Origin of the sequence: Kosakonia sp. LAM2021 (assembly GCF_016620385.1) — a bacterium.
Taxonomy (GTDB): domain Bacteria; phylum Pseudomonadota; class Gammaproteobacteria; order Enterobacterales; family Enterobacteriaceae; genus Kosakonia; species Kosakonia sacchari.
The window spans coordinates 63,755-86,382 of sequence record NZ_JAENHT010000016.1 but is presented as its reverse complement, the minus strand read 5'-3'; the positions used below and the strand labels follow the sequence as shown (position 1 = coordinate 86,382).

21 protein-coding genes and 2 tRNA genes are annotated in these 22,628 nt (G+C 53.3%); 17 read left to right on the top strand and 6 right to left on the bottom strand.

All coding sequences use genetic code 11. The annotated features are described in order from the left end of the window. Positions 1-41 precede the first annotated feature (41 nt). Together JKP81_RS22570 and JKP81_RS22565 are read left to right on the top strand one after the other, a co-directional pair. Positions 42-118 (top strand) — tRNA-Asp (locus tag JKP81_RS22570). 8 nt (positions 119-126) lie between these two features. Beyond that, positions 127-202, top strand: a tRNA-Trp gene (locus tag JKP81_RS22565). Between the two features lie 96 nt (positions 203-298). Here the strand turns inward: JKP81_RS22565 and hdfR are convergent. After that, a complete protein-coding gene (hdfR, locus tag JKP81_RS22560) occupies positions 299-1,132 on the bottom strand; it encodes an HTH-type transcriptional regulator HdfR (protein ID WP_200553537.1) in 834 nt (277 codons plus the stop codon). Between the two features lie 106 nt (positions 1,133-1,238). Here hdfR and JKP81_RS22555 point away from each other — a divergent pair, with 106 nt between their 5' ends. Continuing rightward, positions 1,239-1,577, top strand: a complete 339-nt coding sequence (locus JKP81_RS22555) for a DUF413 domain-containing protein (protein ID WP_017459699.1) — start codon at positions 1,239-1,241, stop codon at positions 1,575-1,577. A 25-nt stretch (positions 1,578-1,602) separates the two neighbouring features. On the opposite strand, the gene JKP81_RS22550 is transcribed toward JKP81_RS22555, so the two are convergent. Then, on the bottom strand, positions 1,603-3,123 hold the full coding sequence (locus tag JKP81_RS22550) for a YifB family Mg chelatase-like AAA ATPase (RefSeq protein WP_200553536.1): 1,521 nt from the start codon (positions 3,121-3,123) through the stop codon (positions 1,603-1,605). 318 nt (positions 3,124-3,441) lie between these two features. On the opposite strand from JKP81_RS22550, the gene ilvL reads away from it, so the two are divergent. The 7 genes from ilvL to ilvA all read left to right on the top strand — a co-directional run bounded on the left by ilvL (position 3,442) and on the right by ilvA (position 10,124). Further along, positions 3,442-3,540, top strand: coding sequence for an ilv operon leader peptide (gene ilvL / locus JKP81_RS22545; RefSeq protein WP_015966468.1), 99 nt, complete (start codon positions 3,442-3,444; stop codon positions 3,538-3,540). 86 nt (positions 3,541-3,626) lie between these two features. Then, on the top strand, positions 3,627-3,677 hold the full coding sequence (gene ilvX, locus JKP81_RS23805; protein ID WP_202819293.1) for a peptide IlvX: 51 nt from the start codon (positions 3,627-3,629) through the stop codon (positions 3,675-3,677). A gap of 2 nt (positions 3,678-3,679) precedes the next feature. Next, positions 3,680-5,326, top strand: coding sequence for an acetolactate synthase 2 catalytic subunit (gene ilvG, locus JKP81_RS22540; RefSeq protein WP_200553535.1), 1,647 nt, complete (start codon positions 3,680-3,682; stop codon positions 5,324-5,326). Continuing rightward, on the top strand, positions 5,323-5,592 hold the full coding sequence (gene ilvM, locus JKP81_RS22535) for an acetolactate synthase 2 small subunit (protein ID WP_017459702.1): 270 nt from the start codon (positions 5,323-5,325) through the stop codon (positions 5,590-5,592). Before ilvG ends, ilvM begins: the two co-directional genes overlap by 4 nt. A 17-nt stretch (positions 5,593-5,609) precedes the next feature. Continuing rightward, positions 5,610-6,539 carry a branched-chain amino acid transaminase gene (locus JKP81_RS22530; protein WP_020455988.1) on the top strand — a complete coding sequence of 310 codons (930 nt, stop codon included), beginning with the start codon at positions 5,610-5,612 and terminating at the stop codon, positions 6,537-6,539. A gap of 187 nt (positions 6,540-6,726) precedes the next feature. After that, the gene (gene ilvD / locus JKP81_RS22525) at positions 6,727-8,577 is read left to right on the top strand and encodes a dihydroxy-acid dehydratase (protein WP_200553534.1); all 1,851 of its coding nucleotides are present in this window, start codon (positions 6,727-6,729) and stop codon (positions 8,575-8,577) included. A 2-nt stretch (positions 8,578-8,579) separates the two neighbouring features. Beyond that, entirely contained in the window at positions 8,580-10,124 is a 1,545-nt protein-coding gene (ilvA, locus tag JKP81_RS22520; protein ID WP_200553540.1) for a threonine ammonia-lyase, biosynthetic, read from the top strand. On the opposite strand, the gene ilvY is transcribed toward ilvA, so the two are convergent. Continuing rightward, the gene (gene ilvY, locus JKP81_RS22515; RefSeq protein ID WP_020455991.1) at positions 10,121-11,011 is read right to left on the bottom strand and encodes an HTH-type transcriptional activator IlvY; all 891 of its coding nucleotides are present in this window, start codon (positions 11,009-11,011) and stop codon (positions 10,121-10,123) included. The two genes, ilvA and ilvY, sit on opposite strands and share 4 nt — an antisense overlap. 217 nt (positions 11,012-11,228) lie before the next feature. Between ilvY and ilvC the strand changes: the two genes are divergently transcribed. The 3 genes from ilvC to JKP81_RS22500 all read left to right on the top strand — a co-directional run bounded on the left by ilvC (position 11,229) and on the right by JKP81_RS22500 (position 13,665). Continuing rightward, entirely contained in the window at positions 11,229-12,704 is a 1,476-nt protein-coding gene (gene ilvC, locus JKP81_RS22510) for a ketol-acid reductoisomerase (protein WP_200553533.1), read from the top strand. Between the two features lie 158 nt (positions 12,705-12,862). Then, the gene (locus JKP81_RS22505; RefSeq protein ID WP_200553532.1) at positions 12,863-13,300 is read left to right on the top strand and encodes an Rrf2 family transcriptional regulator; all 438 of its coding nucleotides are present in this window, start codon (positions 12,863-12,865) and stop codon (positions 13,298-13,300) included. Beyond that, entirely contained in the window at positions 13,300-13,665 is a 366-nt protein-coding gene (locus tag JKP81_RS22500; RefSeq protein WP_200553531.1) for a DUF1360 domain-containing protein, read from the top strand. The genes JKP81_RS22505 and JKP81_RS22500 overlap by 1 nt, the downstream gene beginning before the upstream one ends. Positions 13,666-13,698: 33 nt before the next feature. Here JKP81_RS22500 and ppiC read toward each other — a convergent pair whose 3' ends face one another. Then, on the bottom strand, positions 13,699-13,980 hold the full coding sequence (gene ppiC / locus JKP81_RS22495) for a peptidylprolyl isomerase PpiC (RefSeq protein WP_001140255.1): 282 nt from the start codon (positions 13,978-13,980) through the stop codon (positions 13,699-13,701). 262 nt (positions 13,981-14,242) lie between these two features. On the opposite strand from ppiC, the gene rep reads away from it, so the two are divergent. Beyond that, positions 14,243-16,264, top strand: coding sequence for a DNA helicase Rep (gene rep / locus JKP81_RS22490; RefSeq protein WP_200553530.1), 2,022 nt, complete (start codon positions 14,243-14,245; stop codon positions 16,262-16,264). Positions 16,265-16,435: 171 nt separating this feature from the next. Here rep and gppA read toward each other — a convergent pair whose 3' ends face one another. Beyond that, positions 16,436-17,920 carry a guanosine-5'-triphosphate,3'-diphosphate diphosphatase gene (gene gppA / locus JKP81_RS22485; RefSeq protein ID WP_200553529.1) on the bottom strand — a complete coding sequence of 495 codons (1,485 nt, stop codon included), beginning with the start codon at positions 17,918-17,920 and terminating at the stop codon, positions 16,436-16,438. A 4-nt stretch (positions 17,921-17,924) separates the two neighbouring features. Continuing rightward, complete coding sequence (rhlB, locus tag JKP81_RS22480) at positions 17,925-19,193, bottom strand: ATP-dependent RNA helicase RhlB (RefSeq protein ID WP_017459712.1); 1,269 nt, start codon at positions 19,191-19,193, stop codon at positions 17,925-17,927. Between the two features lie 144 nt (positions 19,194-19,337). Here rhlB and trxA point away from each other — a divergent pair, with 144 nt between their 5' ends. The 3 genes from trxA to wecA all read left to right on the top strand — a co-directional run bounded on the left by trxA (position 19,338) and on the right by wecA (position 22,619). Continuing rightward, the gene (trxA, locus tag JKP81_RS22475; protein ID WP_017459713.1) at positions 19,338-19,667 is read left to right on the top strand and encodes a thioredoxin TrxA; all 330 of its coding nucleotides are present in this window, start codon (positions 19,338-19,340) and stop codon (positions 19,665-19,667) included. A 344-nt stretch (positions 19,668-20,011) separates the two neighbouring features. After that, complete coding sequence (gene rho, locus JKP81_RS22470; protein WP_004386383.1) at positions 20,012-21,271, top strand: transcription termination factor Rho; 1,260 nt, start codon at positions 20,012-20,014, stop codon at positions 21,269-21,271. Between the two features lie 244 nt (positions 21,272-21,515). Continuing rightward, a complete protein-coding gene (gene wecA / locus JKP81_RS22465) occupies positions 21,516-22,619 on the top strand; it encodes a UDP-N-acetylglucosamine--undecaprenyl-phosphate N-acetylglucosaminephosphotransferase (RefSeq protein ID WP_200553528.1) in 1,104 nt (367 codons plus the stop codon). Positions 22,620-22,628: the final 9 nt, after the last annotated feature.

The window sequence follows — 22,628 nt, the reverse complement described above, 5'->3', positions numbered from 1 at the left end:
TGAACCGGGGCAACAAACCGGTGGTTGTAAAGAAATTCGGTGGAGCGGTAGTTCAGTCGGTTAGAATACCTGCCTGTCACGCAGGGGGTCGCGGGTTCGAGTCCCGTCCGTTCCGCCACCCTTATTAGGGGCGTAGTTCAATTGGTAGAGCACCGGTCTCCAAAACCGGGTGTTGGGGGTTCGAGTCCCTCCGCCCCTGCCAGAAATAATCCTTAGCATCTGCTAAGGATTTTTTTTGCTTCTTTTTCAGCGCTCAGGCTATAAATAATCTCTCGCGTGGCATCCTTGCCAAAAATATTCAGTCAATCACTTTGAGTTTCAAAAGATCGCGGATCTGATTCTGTTTATCGCTATTCTGCAGCCAAATTGCATAAAGTGGGCGAGAAAGTGTCGTTGTGTCAGCAACCGGATACAACTTCTCTTTTTGCTCTGCCCATGAGACAGGCAGCCAGGTGCAGCCATTGAGCTGCGGTAATTGCTGACGCGCCACTTCTGCTGAACTGGTCGTCAATGTTGGCACGTCATCACTGGCGATTAACTCCGCCTCATGCTGCTGAAAATCCGGACCCCATTCGAGGCGCAGGTAATTCAATTCTGACCTGCTCTTTTCGGGGGTTGCGCAATAAAGCGCAAGTGTGAAATGGCCGAGCAACTGGCTGCTAAATTCATCCATCTTCGGTGTTTCAGTCGTGATCAACAGATCCAGTTGCCGCTCATGGAGCTGTTTAACCAATGATTGCCGTTGTGCAATTCGTGCTTCGAACTGAAGGTTCCCTTGCAGGTTATACAGCCGGGTTAACCAATCGCTAAGCATACATTCCCACAGGGATGCGCTGGCCCCAATTGAAAATTGGTGGTGTCGCGATGTGTGCGCCACTTCCTTTCTTGCTGCTTGCCAGGTGCTCATCAATGTTTCCGCATACGGCAGCAGCTTTTCGCCCGCTGCTGTCAGGCGGATATTGTTGCGATGGCGTGTAAAGAGATTAACCCCAAGTTGGTTCTCTAACTGGCGAATACGAAAACTCACCGCGGACTGGGTCAGATAGAGTGCTTCGGCTGCACGACCGAAGTGACGAGTCCTGCTAACTTCGAGGAAAGTTTTTAATAATTCCGTATCCACAGTTTTCTCCACAAAAATATTTGTCGTAATGATTTAAATGTTTTGTTTTACACTCTGTCAAGCGTAACTAATACTCCGCGCCATAAATAGCTCGGCCAAAGAATTAGGAGCGTGCAGGATGGCGGAAAGCTTTACGACGACGAATCGTTTTTTCGACAATAAGAATTATCCGCGCGGGTTCTCTCGCCACGGTGACTTCACCATCAAAGAGGCGCAACTGCTTGAGCGCCATGGTTATGCTTTTAACGAGCTGGAACTCGGTAAGCGTGAACCAGTGACTGCAGAAGAAACGCAATTCGTTGCAGTGTGCCGTGGAGAGCGTGAGCCAGACACCGAAGCAGAACGCGTCTGGATCAAATATATGGCACGCATTAAGCGCCCGAAACGCTTTCACACCCTTTCAGGTGGGAAACCACAGATGGAAGGTGCGGAAGACTATACGGATTCCGAAGATTAAGAGAAAAGGGGCTAAGGCCCCTTTTTTACATCAGCATCTTTTGCAAATGAATCAGTAGTCTGTCGATTGCGCGATAACTTAACGCTTCCTGCAGGTGCGCTCGCTGGATCGCAGGCTCTTGTTCAAGATCGGCTATCGTTCGTGCAACTCTCAACAGGCGTTGCCAGGCGCGTACCGACAATCCCAGCCGTGTTAACGTCTCTTCCAGCCAGTTCCCGTCTTCTCTGGTAAGTATACAAAGCTGTTTCGTTTCGCTACTGTCCAGACGTGCGTTGAGTTTATTCTGCCGCTGGTATTGCCGTGCCCGGGCCTGAATAACCCGTAAGCGTACTGTTTCGCTGCTTTCACCTTTATGCTGTTGCTGGCTCATCAACCCCGGTGCAAGCAGGGGGATTTCGAGTGAGAGATCGAAGCGATCGAGAAAAGGGCCTGATAGCTTTCCCAAATAGCGCAGCGTTTGCTCCGGTGTCGAGCGGTTATGGTTTCCCCGGTAATGGCCGGTCGGGCTCGGGTTCATAGCGGCGATTAACTGGAAACGTGCGGGGTAGGTAACTTTCGCCCTTGCCCGCGAGAGATGGATTTGTCCGGATTCGATAGGTTCGCGGAGTGCATCCAACACGCGGCGTTCAAATTCCGGTAATTCATCCAGAAACAGAACGCCATTATGCGCCAGTGAAATCTCCCCCGGACCGGGTATGGAGCCGCCGCCGACAAGTGCCGCCAGTGAAGCGCTGTGATGCGGCGCTCTGAATGGGCGTCTGCGCCAGTGACGAGAGAGTGCTGCTGAATTGACCACGCTCATAATGGCCGCGCTTTCCAGTGCTTCCTGGTTGTTCAATGGCGGCAACAATCCTCCCAACCGGCTGGCCAGCATGGTCTTACCCGTGCCCGGAGGTCCTATTAACAACAGGTTATGTCCACCTGCCGCAGTAATTTCCAGTGCGCGCTTCCCTTGTTCCTGCCCAATAACATCGCTTAAATCCTCACTGTAGGCCTCCTGGCTGCCACAAAAGGGGACAGGTGAAGCTAATGCCTGTTTTCCTTCCAGAAACGCACACACTTCCTGTAAATGGTCAGCAACCAGACACTCCTGTGTTTCTGTAAGGCTAGCTTCAGCTTCGTTTTCTCTGGCAATAACGATGCGCCTGTTGGCTTTTACCGCCTCAATGACAGAAGAGATGGCACCGGGAACCCCACGTAATGCGCCTGTAAGGGCAAGTTCGCCGACAAACTCATAACGACTCAGTTCTGATGCCGTTAGCTGCTCAGAAGCGGACAGGAGCGCGATAGCGATGGGTAAATCATACCGTCCACCTTCTTTGGGTAGATCTGCGGGTGCCAGGTTGATCGTGATCCGTTTCGCCGGGAATTCATATCCGCTGTTGATAATGGCGCTACGAACACGATCGCGTGCTTCTTTAACCGTGGTTTCCGGTAGCCCGACAATAGTCAGCCCCGGCAGCCCGTTACTGATATGCACTTCAACGGTAACCAGGGGGGCCGTCACGCCTAACGCCGCTCGCGTAAAAATTACAGACAATGCCATAGGCTCTCCTTTTCGCAGACATTATCTGTTTTGGTTATCGTTTATCATCATCGGAAAGCTGTTTTTGCGCGCACGTTTCCTGAATTTCGCTGCAATTAGTCACTTATTTCATCGTGTTGGAATGTTGATCGCAGCCTTTTATCACGACTGCCAGGTGTGAGAAATTTTCATTAAGACTTTTCTCTATATAAAACAAACATTTTTTGTCAATTTGTCGGTGCGGCCGCAAACTGCGTCATAAATTTTTCTTGTTTCTTGCCTTAAATCTGTGTTACCTCTTTAGGCATTCCTTCGAACATGAAGCAAGAACGAACACAAATGAAAGCCCTTCTACGAGTGATTAGCCTGGTCGTAATTAGCGTGGTGGTGATTATTATCCCACCGTGCGGGGCTGCACTTGGACGAGGAAAGGCTTAAAAAACAAGCCTTAACGAACTAAGACCCCCGCACCGAAAGGTCCGGGGGTTTTTTTATGACCTAAAAACATAAACGAGGAGCAGAGAATGAGTAGTAGCACAAAATTCTGTTTCTCCCGATATCCGGCGGGGAACTGACTATGAATGGGGCACAGTGGGTAGTACATGCGTTGCGAGCGCAGAAAGTCGATATCGTCTTCGGCTATCCGGGCGGCGCAATTATGCCGGTTTACGATGCATTGTATGACGGCGGCGTGGAACACCTACTTTGCCGGCACGAGCAGGGCGCGGCGATGGCCGCTATCGGCTATGCTCGCGCCACCGGTAAGACCGGCGTTTGTATCGCCACTTCCGGCCCAGGTGCGACGAATCTGATCACCGGTCTTGCTGACGCATTATTAGATTCCGTTCCGGTTGTTGCCATCACCGGTCAGGTTGCAGCTCCACTTATTGGCACCGACGCGTTTCAGGAAGTGGACGTATTGGGTTTATCCCTCGCCTGCACGAAGCACAGCTTTCTGGTTGAATCGCTGGAAGAATTACCGCGAGTCATGGCTGAGGCTTTCTACGTGGCAAATTCTGGCCGCCCTGGCCCGGTTCTGGTTGATATTCCGAAAGACATTCAGCTGGCTGTTGGCGATCTTGATCCCTGGTTTGCGACTGTCGACGATGAGCATTATTTTCCGCAGGCTGAAGTTGAACAGGCCGTGCAGATGCTTTCGCAGGCAACAAAACCGATGCTGTACGTTGGTGGCGGTGTTGGCATGGCGCAGGCGGTTCCGGCGCTGCGTGAGTTTCTGAGCGTGACGCAAATGCCGGTCACTTGCACGTTGAAAGGGCTGGGCGCGGTGGAGGCTGAGTATGCTTATTATCTTGGCATGCTGGGGATGCACGGTACGAAAGCCGCGAATTTTGCCGTGCAGGAGTGCGACCTACTTATTGCCGTTGGCGCCCGATTTGACGATCGCGTGACCGGCAAGCTGAATACCTTCGCGCCGAATGCCAAAGTGATCCATATGGATATCGATCCGGCGGAAATGAGCAAACTGCGGCAGGCGCACGTTGCGTTGCAGGGCGATTTAAATGCGTTGCTGCCTGCGCTGCAACAACCGTTGGCAATTGATGCATGGCGTCAATACAGCGCGGATCTGCGTCGCGAACACGCCTGGCGTTACGATCATCCGGGTGAAGCTATTTATGCGCCGCTGTTATTAAAACAGCTCTCCGATCGCAAACCGGAAAACAGCGTGGTCACTACCGACGTTGGCCAGCATCAGATGTGGGCGGCGCAACATCTGTGTTTCAGCCGCCCGGAAGATTTCATCACGTCCAGTGGATTAGGTACGATGGGTTTTGGTTTGCCGGCCGCTGTTGGCGCGCAGGTTGCCCGCCCGGACGATACGGTAATCTGTATCTCCGGTGACGGCTCCTTCATGATGAATGTTCAGGAGCTCGGCACCGTTAAACGTAAGCAATTACCGCTGAAGATTGTCTTACTGGACAACCAGCGTTTAGGGATGGTTCGCCAGTGGCAGCAGTTATTCTTCAACGAGCGTTATAGCGAAACTACCCTGACTGATAACCCCGATTTCCTCACGCTGGCCAGCGCTTTCGGCATCCCAGGCCAGCACATCACCCGAAAAGACCAGGTTGAAGCGGCACTCGACACGATGCTCACGAGCCCAGGGCCATACCTGCTTCATGTCTCAATCGATGAACTTGAGAATGTCTGGCCGTTGGTGCCGCCCGGCGCCAGTAACTCACAAATGCTGGAGAAATTATCATGATGCAACATCAGGTTGCCGTTGAGGCCCGCTTCAATCCGGAAACATTAGAACGCGTACTGCGCGTGGTGCGCCACCGTGGCTTTCAGGTGTGTGCAATGAATATGGAAACCGCCAGTGATGCACGGAACATAAATATCGAATTGACCGTTGCCAGCCCGCGGCCTGTCGAATTACTGTTTAGCCAGTTAAGCAAACTTGTTGACGTTGCCCGGGTTGATATCCGCCAGCGTGCCACATCATCACAATCACAACAAATCCGCGCGTAAGCGCAAAAGGAAGAATAATGACGACGAAAAAAGCAGACTACATTTGGTCTAATGGCGAGATGGTTCGTTGGGAAGATGCAAAAGTTCACGTGATGTCCCACGCGCTGCATTACGGCACTTCCGTATTTGAAGGTATCCGTTGCTATGACTCGCACAAAGGTCCGGTAGTCTTCCGCCATCGTGAACATATGCAACGTCTGCGCGATTCCGCCAAAATCTATCGTTTCCCGGTATCTCAGAGTGTTGATGAGCTGATGGAAGCCTGCCGCGCAGTGATCCGCAAAAACAATCTGACCAGCGCCTATATTCGTCCGCTGGTGTTTGTGGGCGATGTTGGCATGGGCGTTAACCCTCCGGCGGGCTACACCACTGATGTGATCATCGCCGCGTTCCCGTGGGGCGCTTACCTCGGTGCGGAAGCACTGGATCAGGGGATCGACGCGATGGTTTCTTCCTGGAACCGCGTTGCGCCGAACACCATCCCGACAGCCGCGAAAGCGGGCGGTAACTACCTCTCTTCCCTGCTTGTTGGCAGCGAAGCGCGCCGTCACGGCTACCAGGAAGGGATTGCGCTGGATGTTAACGGCTACATCTCTGAAGGCGCAGGTGAAAACCTGTTTGAAGTAAAAGACGGCATCCTGTTCACGCCGCCGTTCACCTCTTCTGCCCTGCCGGGTATCACCCGCGATGCGATCATCAAGCTGGCGAAAGAGCTGAACATCGAAGTTCGCGAGCAAGTGCTGTCCCGCGAATCGCTGTATCTGGCGGATGAAGTGTTTATGTCCGGTACCGCAGCGGAAATCACACCGGTACGCAGCGTCGACGGTATTCAGGTTGGCGAAGGTCGTTGCGGCCCGGTCACTAAACGTATTCAGCAAGCATTCTTTGGCCTCTTCACCGGTGAAACGGAAGATAAGTGGGGCTGGTTGGATCAAGTTAATCCATAAATACCCGTCATACTTCAGGTTGTAGGTGTGTTGGCCGCACTCGTTCACCCCAGTCACTTACTTATGTAAGATCCCGGGGATTCGCTCGCTTGCCGCCTTCCTACAACCCGAATTATTTAGGGTATAGCAAATAAATATGGGATGGCACGCACCACCCCATCGACAAGATAGACGGGAGTAAAAGAGCATGCCTAAGTACCGTTCCGCCACCACCACCCACGGGCGCAATATGGCGGGTGCCCGCGCGCTGTGGCGCGCAACCGGGATGACCGACGCCGATTTCGGCAAGCCGATTATCGCCGTCGTGAACTCGTTTACCCAGTTCGTGCCGGGCCACGTTCACTTGCGCGATCTTGGTAAGCTGGTTGCGGAGCAAATCGAAGCCGCAGGCGGCGTGGCGAAAGAGTTCAACACCATCGCCGTTGATGATGGCATCGCCATGGGCCACGGCGGCATGCTTTACTCACTGCCTTCCCGCGAGCTGATTGCCGATTCCGTTGAATATATGGTCAATGCCCACTGCGCTGACGCGATGGTGTGTATTTCCAACTGCGACAAAATCACCCCAGGGATGCTGATGGCCTCTCTGCGGTTGAATATTCCGGTGATTTTCGTCTCCGGCGGCCCGATGGAAGCTGGGAAAACAAAACTCTCCAACCAGATAATCAAACTCGATCTGGTGGATGCGATGATTCAGGGCGCAGACCCGAAAGTCTCTGACGATCAGAGCGATCAGGTAGAACGTTCCGCCTGCCCAACTTGCGGCTCCTGTTCCGGCATGTTCACCGCCAACTCGATGAACTGTCTGACCGAAGCGCTAGGGCTGTCGCAGCCGGGTAATGGCTCGCTGCTGGCAACCCATGCTGACCGCAAAGATCTGTTTATCAACGCGGGCAAACGCATTGTTGAGCTGACCAAACGCTATTACGAGCAGGATGACACCAGCGCGCTGCCGCGTTCTATCGCCAGCAAAGCGGCGTTTGAGAACGCCATGACGCTGGATATCGCCATGGGCGGCTCTACTAACACCGTTCTGCATCTGCTGGCCGCCGCGCAGGAAGCGGAAATTGATTTCACCATGAGTGATATCGATAAGCTGTCTCGCAAAGTTCCGCAGCTGTGTAAAGTCGCGCCGAGTACGCAGAAATATCATATGGAGGATGTGCACCGCGCCGGTGGCGTGCTGGGTATCCTCGGTGAGCTGGACCGCGCTAACTTGTTGAACCGTGACGTGAAAAATGTGCTCGGTCTGACGCTGCCGCAAACCCTTGAGCAGTACGACGTGATGCTGACCAAAGACGACGCGGTGAAAACCATGTTCCGCGCAGGTCCGGCGGGCATCCGCACCACACAGGCGTTCTCGCAGAATTGCCGCTGGGACACGCTGGATGACGATCGCGCTGAAGGCTGCATCCGTTCGCTGGAGCACGCTTACAGCCAGGACGGTGGTCTGGCCGTGCTGTACGGCAACTTTGCGGAAAACGGCTGTATCGTCAAAACCGCAGGCGTTGATGACAGCAACCTGAAATTCACCGGCCCGGCGAAAGTGTACGAAAGCCAGGATGCGGCGGTGGAAGCCATTCTCGGCGGTAAAGTTGTCGCTGGCGATGTGGTGGTGATTCGCTACGAAGGGCCGAAAGGCGGGCCGGGGATGCAGGAAATGCTCTACCCAACCAGCTTCCTGAAATCGATGGGCCTCGGCAAAGCGTGTGCGCTGATCACCGACGGGCGTTTCTCCGGCGGAACATCAGGTTTGTCTATCGGCCATGTTTCCCCGGAAGCGGCAAGCGGCGGCAATATCGGCCTGATTGAAGACGGCGATATCATCGCTATCGATATTCCGAGCCGTAGCATTCAACTGCAACTGAGTGACCGTGAACTGGCGGCGCGCCGTGAAGCACAGGAAGCCCGCGGTGATAAAGCCTGGACACCGGTTGACCGTGAGCGTCAGGTCTCCTTCGCGCTGCGCGCTTATGCCAGCCTCGCGACCAGTGCGGATAAAGGCGCGGTTCGCGATAAATCCAAACTTGGGGGTTAATGATGGCCGAATCCCAACCCCTCTCAGCAGCTCCCGAAGGCGCGGAGTATCTGAGAGCGGTGCTGCGTGCGCCGGTTTACGAAGCGGCGCAGGTAACGCCGCTGCAAAAAATGGAGAAACTCTCTTCGCGTCTCGACAACGTAATTCTGGTCAAACGCGAAGACCGCCAGCCGGTGCACAGCTTTAAGCTGCGTGGCGCGTACGCAATGATTGCCGGGCTGACACCTGAGCAGAAAGCGCACGGTGTGATTACTGCTTCTGCGGGCAACCACGCGCAGGGCGTGGCGATGTCATCGACGCGCCTGGGTATCAAATCGCTGATTGTGATGCCGGTTGCCACTGCGGATATCAAAGTGGATGCGGTGCGCGGCTTTGGTGGCGAAGTGCTGCTGCACGGTGCCAACTTCGACGAAGCGAAAGCGAAAGCCATTGAACTGGCTGAACAACAAGGTTTCACCTTTGTGCCGCCGTTTGATCATCCGATGGTGATCGCCGGGCAGGGCACGCTGGCACTGGAGTTGCTGCAACAGGACGCACATATCGATCGGGTTTTCGTGCCGGTCGGCGGCGGCGGTTTAGCGGCGGGCGTGGCAGTGTTGATTAAACAACTGATGCCGCAAATCAAAGTGATTGCGGTGGAAGCGGAAGACTCCGCGTGCCTGAAAGCGGCGCTGGATGCAGGCCATCCGGTCGAGCTACCGCGCGTGGGCTTGTTTGCCGAAGGCGTGGCGGTAAAACGCATTGGTAACGAAACTTTCCGCCTGTGCCAGGCGTATCTCGACGATATCATCACCGTCGATAGCGATGCGATTTGCGCGGCGATGAAAGATTTGTTCGAAGATGTCCGCGCTGTGGCGGAACCGTCCGGCGCGCTGGCGCTGGCGGGGATGAAAAAATACATTGCTAAACACAACATCCGCGGCGAACGGCTGGCGCATGTGCTTTCCGGCGCGAACGTCAATTTCCACGGCTTACGTTATGTTTCTGAGCGTTGCGAACTGGGCGAGCAGCGGGAAGCGCTGCTGGCGGTGACCATTCCGGAAGAGAAAGGTAGCTTCCTGAAGTTCTGCCAGTTGTTGGGCGGGCGCTCCGTTACCGAGTTTAACTATCGCTTTGCCGATGCCAAAGATGCCTGCATTTTTGTCGGTGTACGTTTAAGCCGGGGGCTGGAAGAGCGCAAAGAGATCCTCGAACTGCTAAACGAAGGCGGTTATAGCGTCGTGGATCTTTCCGACGATGAGATGGCGAAACTGCACGTGCGTTACATGGTCGGCGGGCGACCGTCAAAACCGCTGCGCGAACGTCTGTACAGTTTTGAGTTCCCGGAATCGCCCGGCGCGCTGCTGAAATTCCTGCATACGCTCGGTACGCACTGGAATATTTCATTGTTCCATTACCGTAGCCACGGTACCGATTATGGGCGCGTTCTGGCCGCATTTGAACTGGGCGAGCATGAGCCGGATTTCGAAACCCGGCTCAACGAGCTGGGCTATGAGTGCCACGACGAAACAAATAACCCGGCGTTCCGCTTTTTCCTTGCCGGTTAGTTGTTTGGCAGGATTTTCCAGAACGCATCAATAAGCGGCTCATAGAGCCGCTTTTTTTGTACACACACGCCGAGTTCAAACGGCGTTTTCTCATCGCTGCGTTCAAGGATCATCACGCGGTTGCGCACCGGCTCCGGGCTGTTTTCCAGCACCACTTCCGGGATTAGCGCCACGCCGCAACCGAGCGCGACCATCGACACCATTGCTTCGTGACCACCGACGGTGGCGTAAATCGACGGGTTGCTGATTTTATGACGGCGGAACCACAGCTCGATACGGCGGCGCACCGGGCCTTGATCCGCCATGATAAACGGCACGGTTGACCAGTCCGGTTCGGGCTGCGAAACCTGGTTTCGCACCGGGCAAGGAAGCGCAGGTGCTATCAGCACCACGGCCAGGTTTTCCAGCATCGAAAACGCTACCGCGCCGGGCAGCGTTTCCGGTTTTCCGGCAATTGCCAGATCTGCTTCGCCAGTGACCACTTTTTCCATCGCATCGGCGGCATCGCCGGTGGTGAGTTTGATCTCTACCGACGGATGCTCCGCGCGAAAGCGATCGAGAATCGGCGGCAAATGGCTGTAAGCCGCGGTAACGGAACAGAAAAGATGCAGTTCACCGGAGAGCGACGGGCCTTGCTGGTCGATGGTGTGGCGCAATTGCTGATACTGCAACAACGTTTGCTGCGCGAAAACGCGTAACTCTTCGCCCGCTTCTGTCAGCGTGACGGTACGGTTATCGCGCACAAACAGCGGCTGCCCAAGATCTTCTTCCAGCCGCTGGATTTGTCGCGAAAGCGTGGAGGGACTGACATGCATGGCGCGCGCGCTGCGGCCAAAATGGCGGCTTTCGGCCAGATGCAGGAATGTTTTCAGATCGCGTAAATCCATGAGACAGACTCCACAAATTTACATTGCAAAAATTGCAATGTGACATTGTTAATATATCAATTTAAGCAACGCATTTCCTGTCATATAGTGGGTTCAATCTCGCTTATCAGCGAACTGAACAATAAATATTGCCCTGAATAATTTGCGCAACAGAAAATCCAACCCGTTAGCGCAAAAGAAGAACGGCACAACACAACATCACACGACGAGGTCTCAAATGGCTAACTACTTTAATACACTGAACCTGCGCCAGCAGCTGGCGCAGCTGGGCAAATGCCGCTTTATGGCGCGTGACGAATTTGCCGATGGCGCAAGCTACCTTCAGGGTAAAAAAGTGGTCATCGTCGGCTGCGGCGCTCAGGGCCTGAACCAGGGCCTGAACATGCGCGACTCCGGTCTGGATATCTCTTACGCGCTGCGTAAAGAAGCCATTGCGGAAAAACGCGCGTCCTGGCGCAAAGCGACCGAAAACGGTTTTAAAGTCGGCACGTATGAAGAGCTGATCCCGCAGGCGGATCTGGTCGTGAACCTGACGCCGGACAAACAGCACTCTGACGTCGTGCGTTCCGTGCAGCCGCTGATGAAAGACGGCGCGGCACTGGGCTACTCTCACGGTTTCAACATCGTGGAAGTGGGTGAGCAGATCCGTAAAGACATCACCGTTGTGATGGTGGCGCCGAAGTGCCCTGGCACTGAAGTGCGTGAAGAGTACAAACGCGGTTTCGGCGTTCCGACCCTGATCGCCGTCCACCCGGAAAACGACCCTAAAGGTGAAGGTATGGCTATTGCTAAAGCCTGGGCTGCGGCAACCGGTGGTCACCGTGCGGGCGTTCTGGAGTCCTCTTTCGTTGCGGAAGTGAAATCTGATCTGATGGGCGAGCAGACCATCCTCTGCGGCATGCTGCAGGCGGGTTCCCTGCTGTGCTTCGACAAGCTGGTGGCGGAAGGTACTGACCCGGCTTACGCAGAAAAACTGATTCAGTTCGGTTGGGAAACCATCACCGAAGCGCTGAAACAGGGCGGTATTACGCTGATGATGGATCGCTTGTCCAACCCGGCGAAACTGCGTGCTTACGCGCTGTCAGAACAGCTGAAAGGTATTATGGCGCCGCTGTTCCAGAAACATATGGACGACATCATCTCCGGTGAGTTCTCTTCCGGCATGATGGCTGACTGGGCCAATGACGATAAGAAACTGCTGACCTGGCGTGAAGAAACCGGTAAAACCGCGTTCGAAACCGCACCGCAGTTTGAAGGCAAAATCAGCGAGCAAGAGTACTTTGATAAAGGCGTGCTGATGATTGCGATGGTGAAAGCGGGCGTTGAACTGGCGTTCGAAACCATGGTGGCGTCCGGCATTATCGAAGAGTCCGCTTACTATGAATCGCTGCATGAACTGCCGCTGATTGCCAACACCATCGCGCGTAAACGTCTGTATGAGATGAACGTAGTTATCTCCGATACCGCGGAATACGGCAACTATCTGTTCTCTTACGCTTGCGTACCACTGCTGAAAGAGTTTATGACTACGCTGCAAACGGGCGATTTGGGTAAAGCGATTGCTGAAGGCGCGGTAGATAACGCACAGCTGCGCGATGTGAATGATGCGATTCGCAGCCACGAAATCGAGAAAGTGGGCCAGAAACTGCGCGGTTATATGACGGATATGAAACGTATCGCCGTCGCGAGTTAATTCCGCATCATCTTTCGGTAGCGACAAGCCGACGTTCATAGAAAAATTTAAGCCCGGAGGCGTTAGCGCTTCCGGGCTTTTTTATGCGCGGCAATGGACGCGATCTTTTTTGCCTATTTGTCTTGTTGAATTCGTTTTTATGTAATATCGTAAGTTACATGAAAATAAATAACTCCTTCTCCGCGACATTGCACATCCTGCTCCATATGGAACAGGCCGATAAACCGATGACATCAGAACAGATGGCTGAGTACATCGACGGCAATCCTGCGTTTATTCGCAAACTGCTCGCCGGGTTACGGGAAAAGCAGATTGTCTGCGCGAACAAAGGGCACCACGGCGGCTGGCGGCTTTGTCGCTCCGCCAGTCATGTCACTCTCTATGACATCTACATTGCACTGGGATCGCCCGCGCTGTTCGCATTGGGTAATCGTAACGAGAACCCCGAATGTCTGGTTGAACAAGGGGTGAACCGGGTGATGTCATCGACGCTTGCCGACGCGCAATCGCTGATCCTTGAACGTTTTAAAAACCTGACGCTACAAGATGTCGGCGCGGAATTTATTAGTTACTTCAACGAAAAGGGGCACCACTGATGATTGCAGATTTAACCACCTGTCTGATGATTGCGCTGGCTGCCAGCAGCATTTCAATAACGGTGACGCAAACGGAGCTATTTGCAGCTTTTCGTGAATGGACGGTGAAAAAGAACGCGATGTTAGGGCACTTGTTTCAGTGTTTCTATTGTCTGAGCCACTGGGCGGTGTTTGGCGGCATGCTGGTGTACCGTCCTGCGCTGTTGCACAGCGGCTTTGCATTGATTGACTGGGTGATGACGGCGTTTATTACCATTACGCTGGCGACGTTGATTAATGGCCTGATGTTTAAAGTGTTCCAGGCGGCGATCGGTATGCATGTGATGAAGCATGACGCACAGCAGAAACTGCAATCGCACAAATAAAAAACAGCCTCTCTGTAATGAGAGGCTCAATGATTAGTTGCGGTACAGCACTTTGATGATGTGGTAACCGAACTGGGTGTGCAGCGGGCCGGTTGGCTCCAGCACCGGGCAGGAGAACACCACTTTATCGAACGCGGGAACCATCTGGCCCTGACGGAATTCGCCCAAATGTCCGCCTTTTTTGCCTGACGGGCAGATAGAGTGTTTCTTCGCCAGCTTTTCGAAATCGCCGCCGTTTTTGATCTGTTCCAGAAGATCCAGTGCCAGTTTCTCTTCTTTAACAAGGATATGCAGTGCTGCTGCGGTTTTTGCCATGATCGTGCCTTGAGTGAGGTTGTTGAGGCTGGCTATACTACCACGCGTTTATATACTTCGATCTTCATTCTGCCTCGGCTTCGAGTTGCGTCTGCAGTTCAACTTATGCGAGGGCCGTTGGTGCCGCAGTAAGCTGCGTTAAAATCTGAATTCCGGCAGATTCGTTATCCCACCACTTACATAGTAAGCGGCTGAAGATTAACGGCCTGAATGATTTTGTGTATATATTTCCCCTCCAGACTTTTCATTGAGTGATTTTTTTATGCGTTTAAACCCCGGACAACAACAAGCCGTCGAATTCGTCACCGGACCATGCCTGGTGCTGGCGGGGGCGGGATCCGGTAAAACACGCGTGATCACCAATAAAATCGCCCATTTGATCCGTGGCTGCGGCTATCAGGCGAAACATATTGCGGCGGTAACCTTTACCAACAAAGCGGCGCGCGAGATGAAAGAACGTGTTGCGCAGACGCTGGGGCGCAAAGAGGCGCGTGGACTGATGATCTCTACGTTCCATACGCTGGGGCTGAATATCATCAAACGTGAATTCGCCGCGTTGGGGATGAAATCTAACTTTTCCCTGTTTGACGATACCGATCAGGTCGCCCTGCTGAAAGATCTGACTGAAGGGCTGATCGACGATGACAAAGTAGTGCTGCAACAGTTGATCTCTACGATCTCAAACTGGAAAAACGATCTGCTGACACCGTCGCAGGCCGCTGCGCGCGCAAACGGCGAACGCGATCGTATTTTTGCTCATTGCTATGGTCTGTACGACGCCCATATGAAGGCCTGTAACGTACTCGATTTTGACGACCTGATCCTGCTGCCAACACTGTTATTACAGCGCAATGAAGAGGTACGCGAACGCTGGCAGAACAAGATCCGTTATCTGCTGGTGGATGAATATCAGGACACCAACACCAGTCAGTATGAGCTGGTAAAGCTGTTAGTGGGCCAGCGTGCGCGCTTCACCGTCGTGGGTGACGATGACCAGTCTATTTATTCGTGGCGCGGGGCGCGACCGCAAAACCTGGTGCTGCTGAGCCAGGATTTCCCGGCATTGCAGGTAATTAAGCTGGAGCAAAACTACCGCTCTTCCGGGCGCATCCTGAAAGCGGCGAATATCCTCATCGCCAACAACCCACACGTGTTCGAAAAGCGGCTTTTTTCCGAGCTGGGTTACGGTGCGGAGCTGAAAGTGCTCAGCGCCAACCACGAAGAACATGAAGCCGAGCGCGTGACCGGTGAGCTGATTGCTCACCACTTCGTGAATAAAACCGAATATAAGGATTATGCGATCCTCTATCGCGGCAACCACCAGTCGCGCGTATTCGAAAAATTCCTGATGCAGAACCGCATCCCGTACAAGATTTCCGGCGGCACCTCGTTCTTTTCGCGCCCGGAAATCAAAGATCTGCTGGCCTATTTGCGGGTACTGACCAATACGGATGATGACAGTGCGTTTTTGCGCATCGTGAATACGCCAAAGCGTGAAATTGGCTCGGCGACGCTGCAGAAGCTGGGCGAATGGGCGATGTTGCGCAATAAGAGCCTGTTTGCCGCCAGCTTCGACGTTGGCCTGAATCAGACGCTGACCGGGCGCGGTTACGACGCGCTGACGCGGTTTACTCACTGGCTGGGTGAGGTTCAGCGCTTGTCGGAACGCGAACCCATCGCGGCGGTGCGCGATTTAATACATGGCATCGATTACGAATCCTGGTTGTTCGAAACATCCGCCAGCCCGAAAGCGGCAGAGATGCGCATGAAAAACGTCAACACGCTGTTCGGCTGGATGACGGAGATGCTGGAAGGCAGCGAACTGGACGAGCCGATGACGCTGGCGGAAGTCGTCACGCGCTTTACCCTGCGCGACATGATGGAGCGTGGCGAGAGTGACGACGAATCCGATCAGGTGCAGTTGATGACGTTGCACGCGTCTAAAGGCCTTGAATTTCCGTATGTTTTCCTTGTTGGTATGGAAGAGGGGTTATTGCCACACCAGAGCAGTATCGATGAAGATAACGTCGATGAAGAGCGGCGGCTGGCTTATGTGGGCATCACCCGTGCGCAGAAAGAGCTGATTTTCACCCTCTGCAAAGAACGCCGCCAGTACGGCGAGTTAGTCCGCCCGGAACCGAGCCGCTTCCTGCTGGAACTGCCGCAGGACGATCTGATTTGGGAGCAGGAACGCAAAGTGGTCAGCGCCGAAGAGCGCATGCATAAAGGTCAGGCCAACGTGGCAAATATTCGCGCAATGCTGGCGAAAGCGAAGGACAAATAAAAATCTGCTTTCAGTGAAGGCGGCGTTGATTACGCTCTTGAAGAGCAGGCTGAAAAAGTTAAAAAGAAGCGTCTGCCCGCTCTGTAAGGTTGAATCCGGTAGCGCTGCTGAACGTTGGTTTTCAGCGAGCAATAAAAAGCCCGCAGCGAGCGGGCAATATTCATATGAGAATTACTGGATTTCCAGCGACCAGTGCACGTAACTCTGCCACTGGCTTTCCTGATCAATTAGCTCTGCGCCAAGCGGATGACTTGCCAGCCACCCTTGCGGTAGTGTCAGCACCAGCTTCTCTCCCTGCGCGGTAACCGCAATTTCCGGCAGCAGATCATCGCGACGACGGCTGGCGAAAATAATGGCAAGACGAAGCAGACGACAAAGATGCTCGGCTACGCGCGGCGGTACGGCGTTTTGCTGATGCAGCGACGAGAGATCGACGGCGTTCGTCTGATTAAGCAGCAGTGTCGCGAGCAGTTTCTTTTGCGCGGGGGTAAACCCTGGCAAATCGAGATTACGTACCAGCCATGCCGCGTGTAGCGGTGCTTGCTTGAACTCAATGCTCAAACCAATTTCATGCAGTTCGCAGGCAACTTTCAGAATTTCGATGCTGTACGCATCTAATTCCCACACTTTAGCAACGCTCTGCGCAAAACGCCCGGCCAGGGTTGTCACGCGGCGGGATTGATCGGTATCGATAATAAAACGGCGTTGAATATTGCGCAGCGTGCGGCTACGAATGTCTTCATCTACCGCCAGGTGCAACATGCCGTAGACCAGACCTTCGCGTAATGCGCCACCGGCCAGCGTCATGCTTTCAATATTCATTTCGGTGAAGATAGCGATAAGGATTGCCAGACCGCTCGGGAACACCAAAGCGCGTTCGAGTGTCAGGCCTTCGATTTCCAGCTCTTCAAGCCGTCCGCACTGTATGGCGCGCTGTTTAAGCTGCTGCAATTTAGCGAGGGTGATGCGCTCATCCATGCCCTGCGCCATCATGATTTCTTGCAGCGCCTGAACCGTACCCGATGCCCCGACACAAACTTTCCAGCCATGGCGGCGAAGCTCATCGGCAACCGGGCGCAGCACCTCGCGCGCGGCCTGTTCGGCGGCGGCGAAGTTTTCCTGTCCGAGATTTCGGTCGGTGAAAAAGCGCTCAAGCCAGGTGACGCAGCCCATCGACAGGCTGAAAAGGGAGGTCGTTTGTGCCCCGGTGCCGGTCACCAGCTCCGTGCTGGCACCGCCAATATCAACCACCAGACGCTGATCCGCACCACCCGTTGTGTGCGCAACGCCCTGATAAATCAGCCGCGCTTCTTCCTCGCCGCTAATGACCTGCACCGGGCAGCCAAGGATTTCTTGCGCTTTGTCGATAAATTCCTGCGCGTTAACCGCCAGACGCAACGTGGCCGTTGCTACGACGCGGATTTGCTCCTGGGGAATATCCTGTAGACGTTCGGAAAACAGCCGCAGGCACTGCCAGCCTCGCTCCATCGCTTCCTGAGAAAGACGATTATCGGGGCTTAATCCTGCAGCCAGGCGAACTTTACGTTTGATGCGAGAAAGCGTCTGAATGCTTCCCGCCACCTCGCGCACAACCAGCATATGAAAACTGTTGGATCCAAGATCGATAGCGGCATAGAGCGAGGCGGAACCGAGCATATTTTTAACCTGAACGACGACGATTACGTGGAGCGCCACCGCTGCGGCGTGGACCGTTGCCAGAGCGTGAACGCGTCAGACGTTTTGGCGGCGGCAGCTCGGTGAGCAGGGCATCCGGATCGTATTTGCTGACCGGAATCGAGTGCCCGATATAGGTCTCAATCGCCGGCAGGTTCAATGCGTACTCTTCACAGGCGAGGCTGATTGAGTGACCACTGGCGCCAGCACGGCCGGTACGACCGATACGGTGAACATAATCTTCGCAATCATCCGGCAGATCGTAGTTAAAAACGTGCGTGACCGCAGGAATATGCAGACCACGTGCGGCAACGTCAGTCGCCACCAGAATGTCGAGATCGCCGCGCGTGAACTCATCAAGAATACGCAGGCGTTTTTTCTGCGCAACATCGCCGGTCAGCAAACCAACACGATGACCATCTGCGGCCAGGCTGCCCCAGATATCTTCACAGCGGTGTTTGGTGTTAGCGAAGATAATGGCGCGATCTGGCCACTCTTCTTCGATCAACGTTTGCAGCAGGCGCATTTTCTCGTCGTTAGACGGGTAGAAAAGCTCTTCTTTAATACGATGGCCCGTTTTTTGTTCCGGCTCTACTTCCACGTATTCAGCGTTATTCATCTGCTCAAACGCCAGCTCGCGCACCCGGTAGGACAGCGTGGCGGAGAAGAGCATATTCAAACGTGAAGTCACGGGTGGCATACGGCGGAACAGCCAGCGGATATCTTTGATAAAGCCCAGATCGTACATACGATCTGCTTCGTCCAGCACCACGACCTGGATCGCGCCCAGGTTAATATGGTTCTGTTTGGTGTAATCGATCATTCGGCCCGTGGTGCCGATTAAAATATCGACACCGCTTTCCAGTACTTTCAGCTGTTTGTCGTAGCCGTCACCGCCGTAAGCCAGACCCAGTTTCAGGCCAGTCGTCTGCGCCAGCGGTTCTGCATCGGCGTGAATTTGCACCGCGAGTTCACGTGTCGGCGCCATAATAATCGCGCGCGGCTGGTTCACTTTACGGTCTTCAATTGCCGGGTGAGAGAGAAGATAATGAAACGTTGACGTTAAAAACGCCATCGTTTTGCCGGTACCGGTTTGCGCCTGACCTGCAACATCACGGCCCGCCAGCGTCAGCGGAAGAGCCAGAGCCTGAATAGGCGTGCAATTATGAAACCCTTTTTTTTCAAGGGCTTCGATCACCTTTGGGTGCAGGGCGAAGTCGGTAAACTTCTGTTCTGTTAAATGTGTTTTGCTCATAGTGTGGTAGAATATCAGCTTACTATTGCTTTACGAAAGCGTATCCGGTGAAATAAAGTCAACCTTTAGTTGGTTATTGTGGCATCAACACGTTGCTGTTTTATGCTACACCAACATGCCAGGCTTATTCCTGTGGAGTTATATATGAGCGATAAAATTATTCACCTGACTGACGATAGTTTTGACACGGATGTACTCAAAGCGGACGGGCTTGTGCTCGTTGATTTCTGGGCAGAGTGGTGTGGACCGTGTAAAATGATCGCCCCGATTCTGGATGAAGTCGCTGATGAGTACGAAGGCAAGCTGACCATTGCGAAACTGAACATCGACCAGAATCCGGGCACCGCGCCGAAATACGGCATCCGTGGCATCCCGACCCTGCTGCTGTTTAAAAACGGCGAAGTTGCAGCAACCAAAGTTGGCGCCTTGTCTAAAGGCCAACTGAAAGAGTTCCTGGACGCCAACCTGGCGTAACCCCAGACTCTGCCGGCGTGCCAGCAGTCCTAATTTTTTTGGATCGCTGGACGCCCGGCTTCAGCCGTGCTAATTTAGTTTTGACTTCGTTTTGAACATACCTTTAGTTGTTTGAATCTTGCATTACCCCGATACTTCCCGCAGAGCAACACCATCGCGAGAGAAGTCGACAGATTCCGGGCTTATCACTTATTCCGTCTTATCGTTTCAGTTCTGCGTACTTTCCTGTGACCAGGCACCGATCAGACATAAGTTGATGGCCGTTAACAGGCATGGATGACCCTGCCATACCATTCACAACATTAAGTTCGAGATCTACCCCGAGTTTAAGAACCCACACCATTATGAATCTTACCGAATTAAAGAATACGCCGGTTTCTGAGCTGATCACTCTCGGCGAAAATATGGGGCTGGAAAACCTGGCCCGTATGCGCAAACAGGACATCATTTTCGCCATCCTGAAGCAGCACGCGAAGAGTGGCGAAGATATCTTTGGCGATGGCGTGCTGGAGATTCTGCAGGATGGATTTGGTTTCCTCCGTTCCGCAGACAGCTCCTACCTCGCCGGCCCCGACGACATCTACGTATCCCCCAGCCAAATCCGCCGTTTCAACCTCCGTACTGGTGACACCATTTCAGGTAAGATTCGCCCGCCTAAAGAAGGTGAACGTTACTTTGCATTGCTGAAAGTTAACGAGGTGAACTTCGATAAGCCGGAAAACGCGCGCAATAAGATTCTGTTCGAAAACTTAACGCCGCTGCACGCGAACTCTCGTCTGCGTATGGAACGTGGTAATGGCTCGACGGAAGACTTAACCGCACGCGTACTGGATCTGGCGTCGCCGATCGGTCGCGGTCAGCGTGGTCTGATTGTCGCACCGCCAAAAGCCGGTAAAACCATGCTGCTGCAGAACATCGCGCAGAGCATTGCTTACAACCATCCTGACTGCGTACTGATGGTGCTGCTGATTGACGAGCGTCCGGAAGAAGTGACCGAGATGCAACGTCTGGTTAAAGGCGAAGTGGTTGCTTCTACCTTTGACGAACCGGCTTCCCGTCACGTGCAGGTTGCAGAAATGGTTATCGAGAAGGCTAAACGCCTGGTCGAACACAAGAAAGACGTTATCATTCTGCTGGACTCCATCACTCGCCTGGCACGCGCTTACAATACCGTTGTTCCGGCCTCTGGCAAGGTACTGACCGGTGGTGTCGACGCGAACGCCCTGCACCGCCCGAAACGCTTCTTCGGTGCCGCGCGTAACGTGGAAGAGGGCGGCAGCCTGACCATTATCGCGACCGCGCTGATTGATACCGGTTCAAAAATGGATGAAGTGATTTACGAAGAGTTTAAAGGCACCGGTAACATGGAACTGCACCTCTCGCGTAAAATAGCTGAAAAACGCGTCTTCCCGGCGATTGATTACAACCGTTCTGGTACGCGTAAAGAAGAGCTGCTCACCACTCAGGAAGAGCTGCAGAAAATGTGGATCCTGCGCAAAATCATTCACCCGATGGGTGAGATCGACGCGATGGAGTTCCTCATTAACAAGCTGGCAATGACGAAGACTAATGATGAATTCTTCGACATGATGAAGCGCTCTTAATATAAATAAACCTCGGAAGCGCCACGTTTTTACGTGGCGTTTTTTATTTGCGAGCTATACGCTATATGCACTGGGACAGGCATTGTCCGAGGCCGGCCGCTCAAGAGTGATAGATAAATCTGTTGAATATCTCGTTCGGTTGAAAAACAGACAATAAAGCTTGTAAACGACCTGCTTTCTCATTTTATAGGGCATGGCGACGTCGTTATACTGCCAGGATTAACATTCGCTGAGAGCATCCATTGTGAATTTACTCACTGCGTTTACTGAATTATTCAGTATTTTCTTGTTCACAACCGTCTTTTTGTTTTTTGCTCGTAAAATAGCAAGATATATCGGGCTGGTGGACAAACCCAACTATCGTAAACGGCATCAGGGATTGATCCCTCTTGTTGGGGGGATCTCAGTATTCGCAGGGGTCTGCTTTACGTTTGGTATCACGGATTATTACATTCCCCACGCTGCCCTCTATCTCTGCTGCGCCGGTGTTTTGGTGTTTGTCGGTGCTCTGGATGACCGGTTTGATATTAGTGTAAAAATCCGTGCTGCTGTCCAGGCATTGATTGCCATTATCATGATGGTCGTCGGCAAGCTTTATCTCAGCAGCCTCGGCTATATTTTTGGCTCTTGGGAAATGGTGTTAGGCCCTTTCGGCTACATACTGACACTATTTGCTATATGGGCGGCAATCAACGCGTTCAATATGGTTGATGGTATTGATGGTCTGCTGGGCGGGCTGTCCTGCGTTTCGTTTGCTGCGATCGGCTTCATTTTATGGTTTGACGGGCAGTTTAGCCTTGCGCTGTGGTGCTTCGCCATGATCGCCGCAATAATTCCTTACATCTTGTTGAATTTGGGTATCCTGGGACGTCGCTACAAAGTTTTTATGGGTGACGCCGGAAGTACGCTTATCGGTTTTACCGTCATTTGGATTTTACTCGAAACGACGCAGGGCCAAACACACCCGATCAGCCCGGTTACGGCTTTATGGATCATCGCCATTCCTTTGATGGATATGGTGGCCATCATGTATCGCCGTTTACGCAAAGGAATGAGTCCTTTTTCGCCGGATCGCCAGCATATTCATCATCTGATCATGCGCGCAGGGTTTACTTCCCGTCAGGCCTTTTTGCTGATTACTCTTGCAGCCGCTGTGCTGGCCAGTATCGGCGTTGCCGCAGAATATCTCCGCCTCACCCCGGAATGGGTGATGTTGGCACTGTTTTTGCTAGCGTTCTTTCTCTATGGCTACTGCATTAAGCGCGCATGGAAAGTGGCGCGCTTTATCAAGCGAATTAAACGCAGAATGCGCCGTAATAGCGATTCTAAATCAACACTAACCAAGTAAATCCGGGAA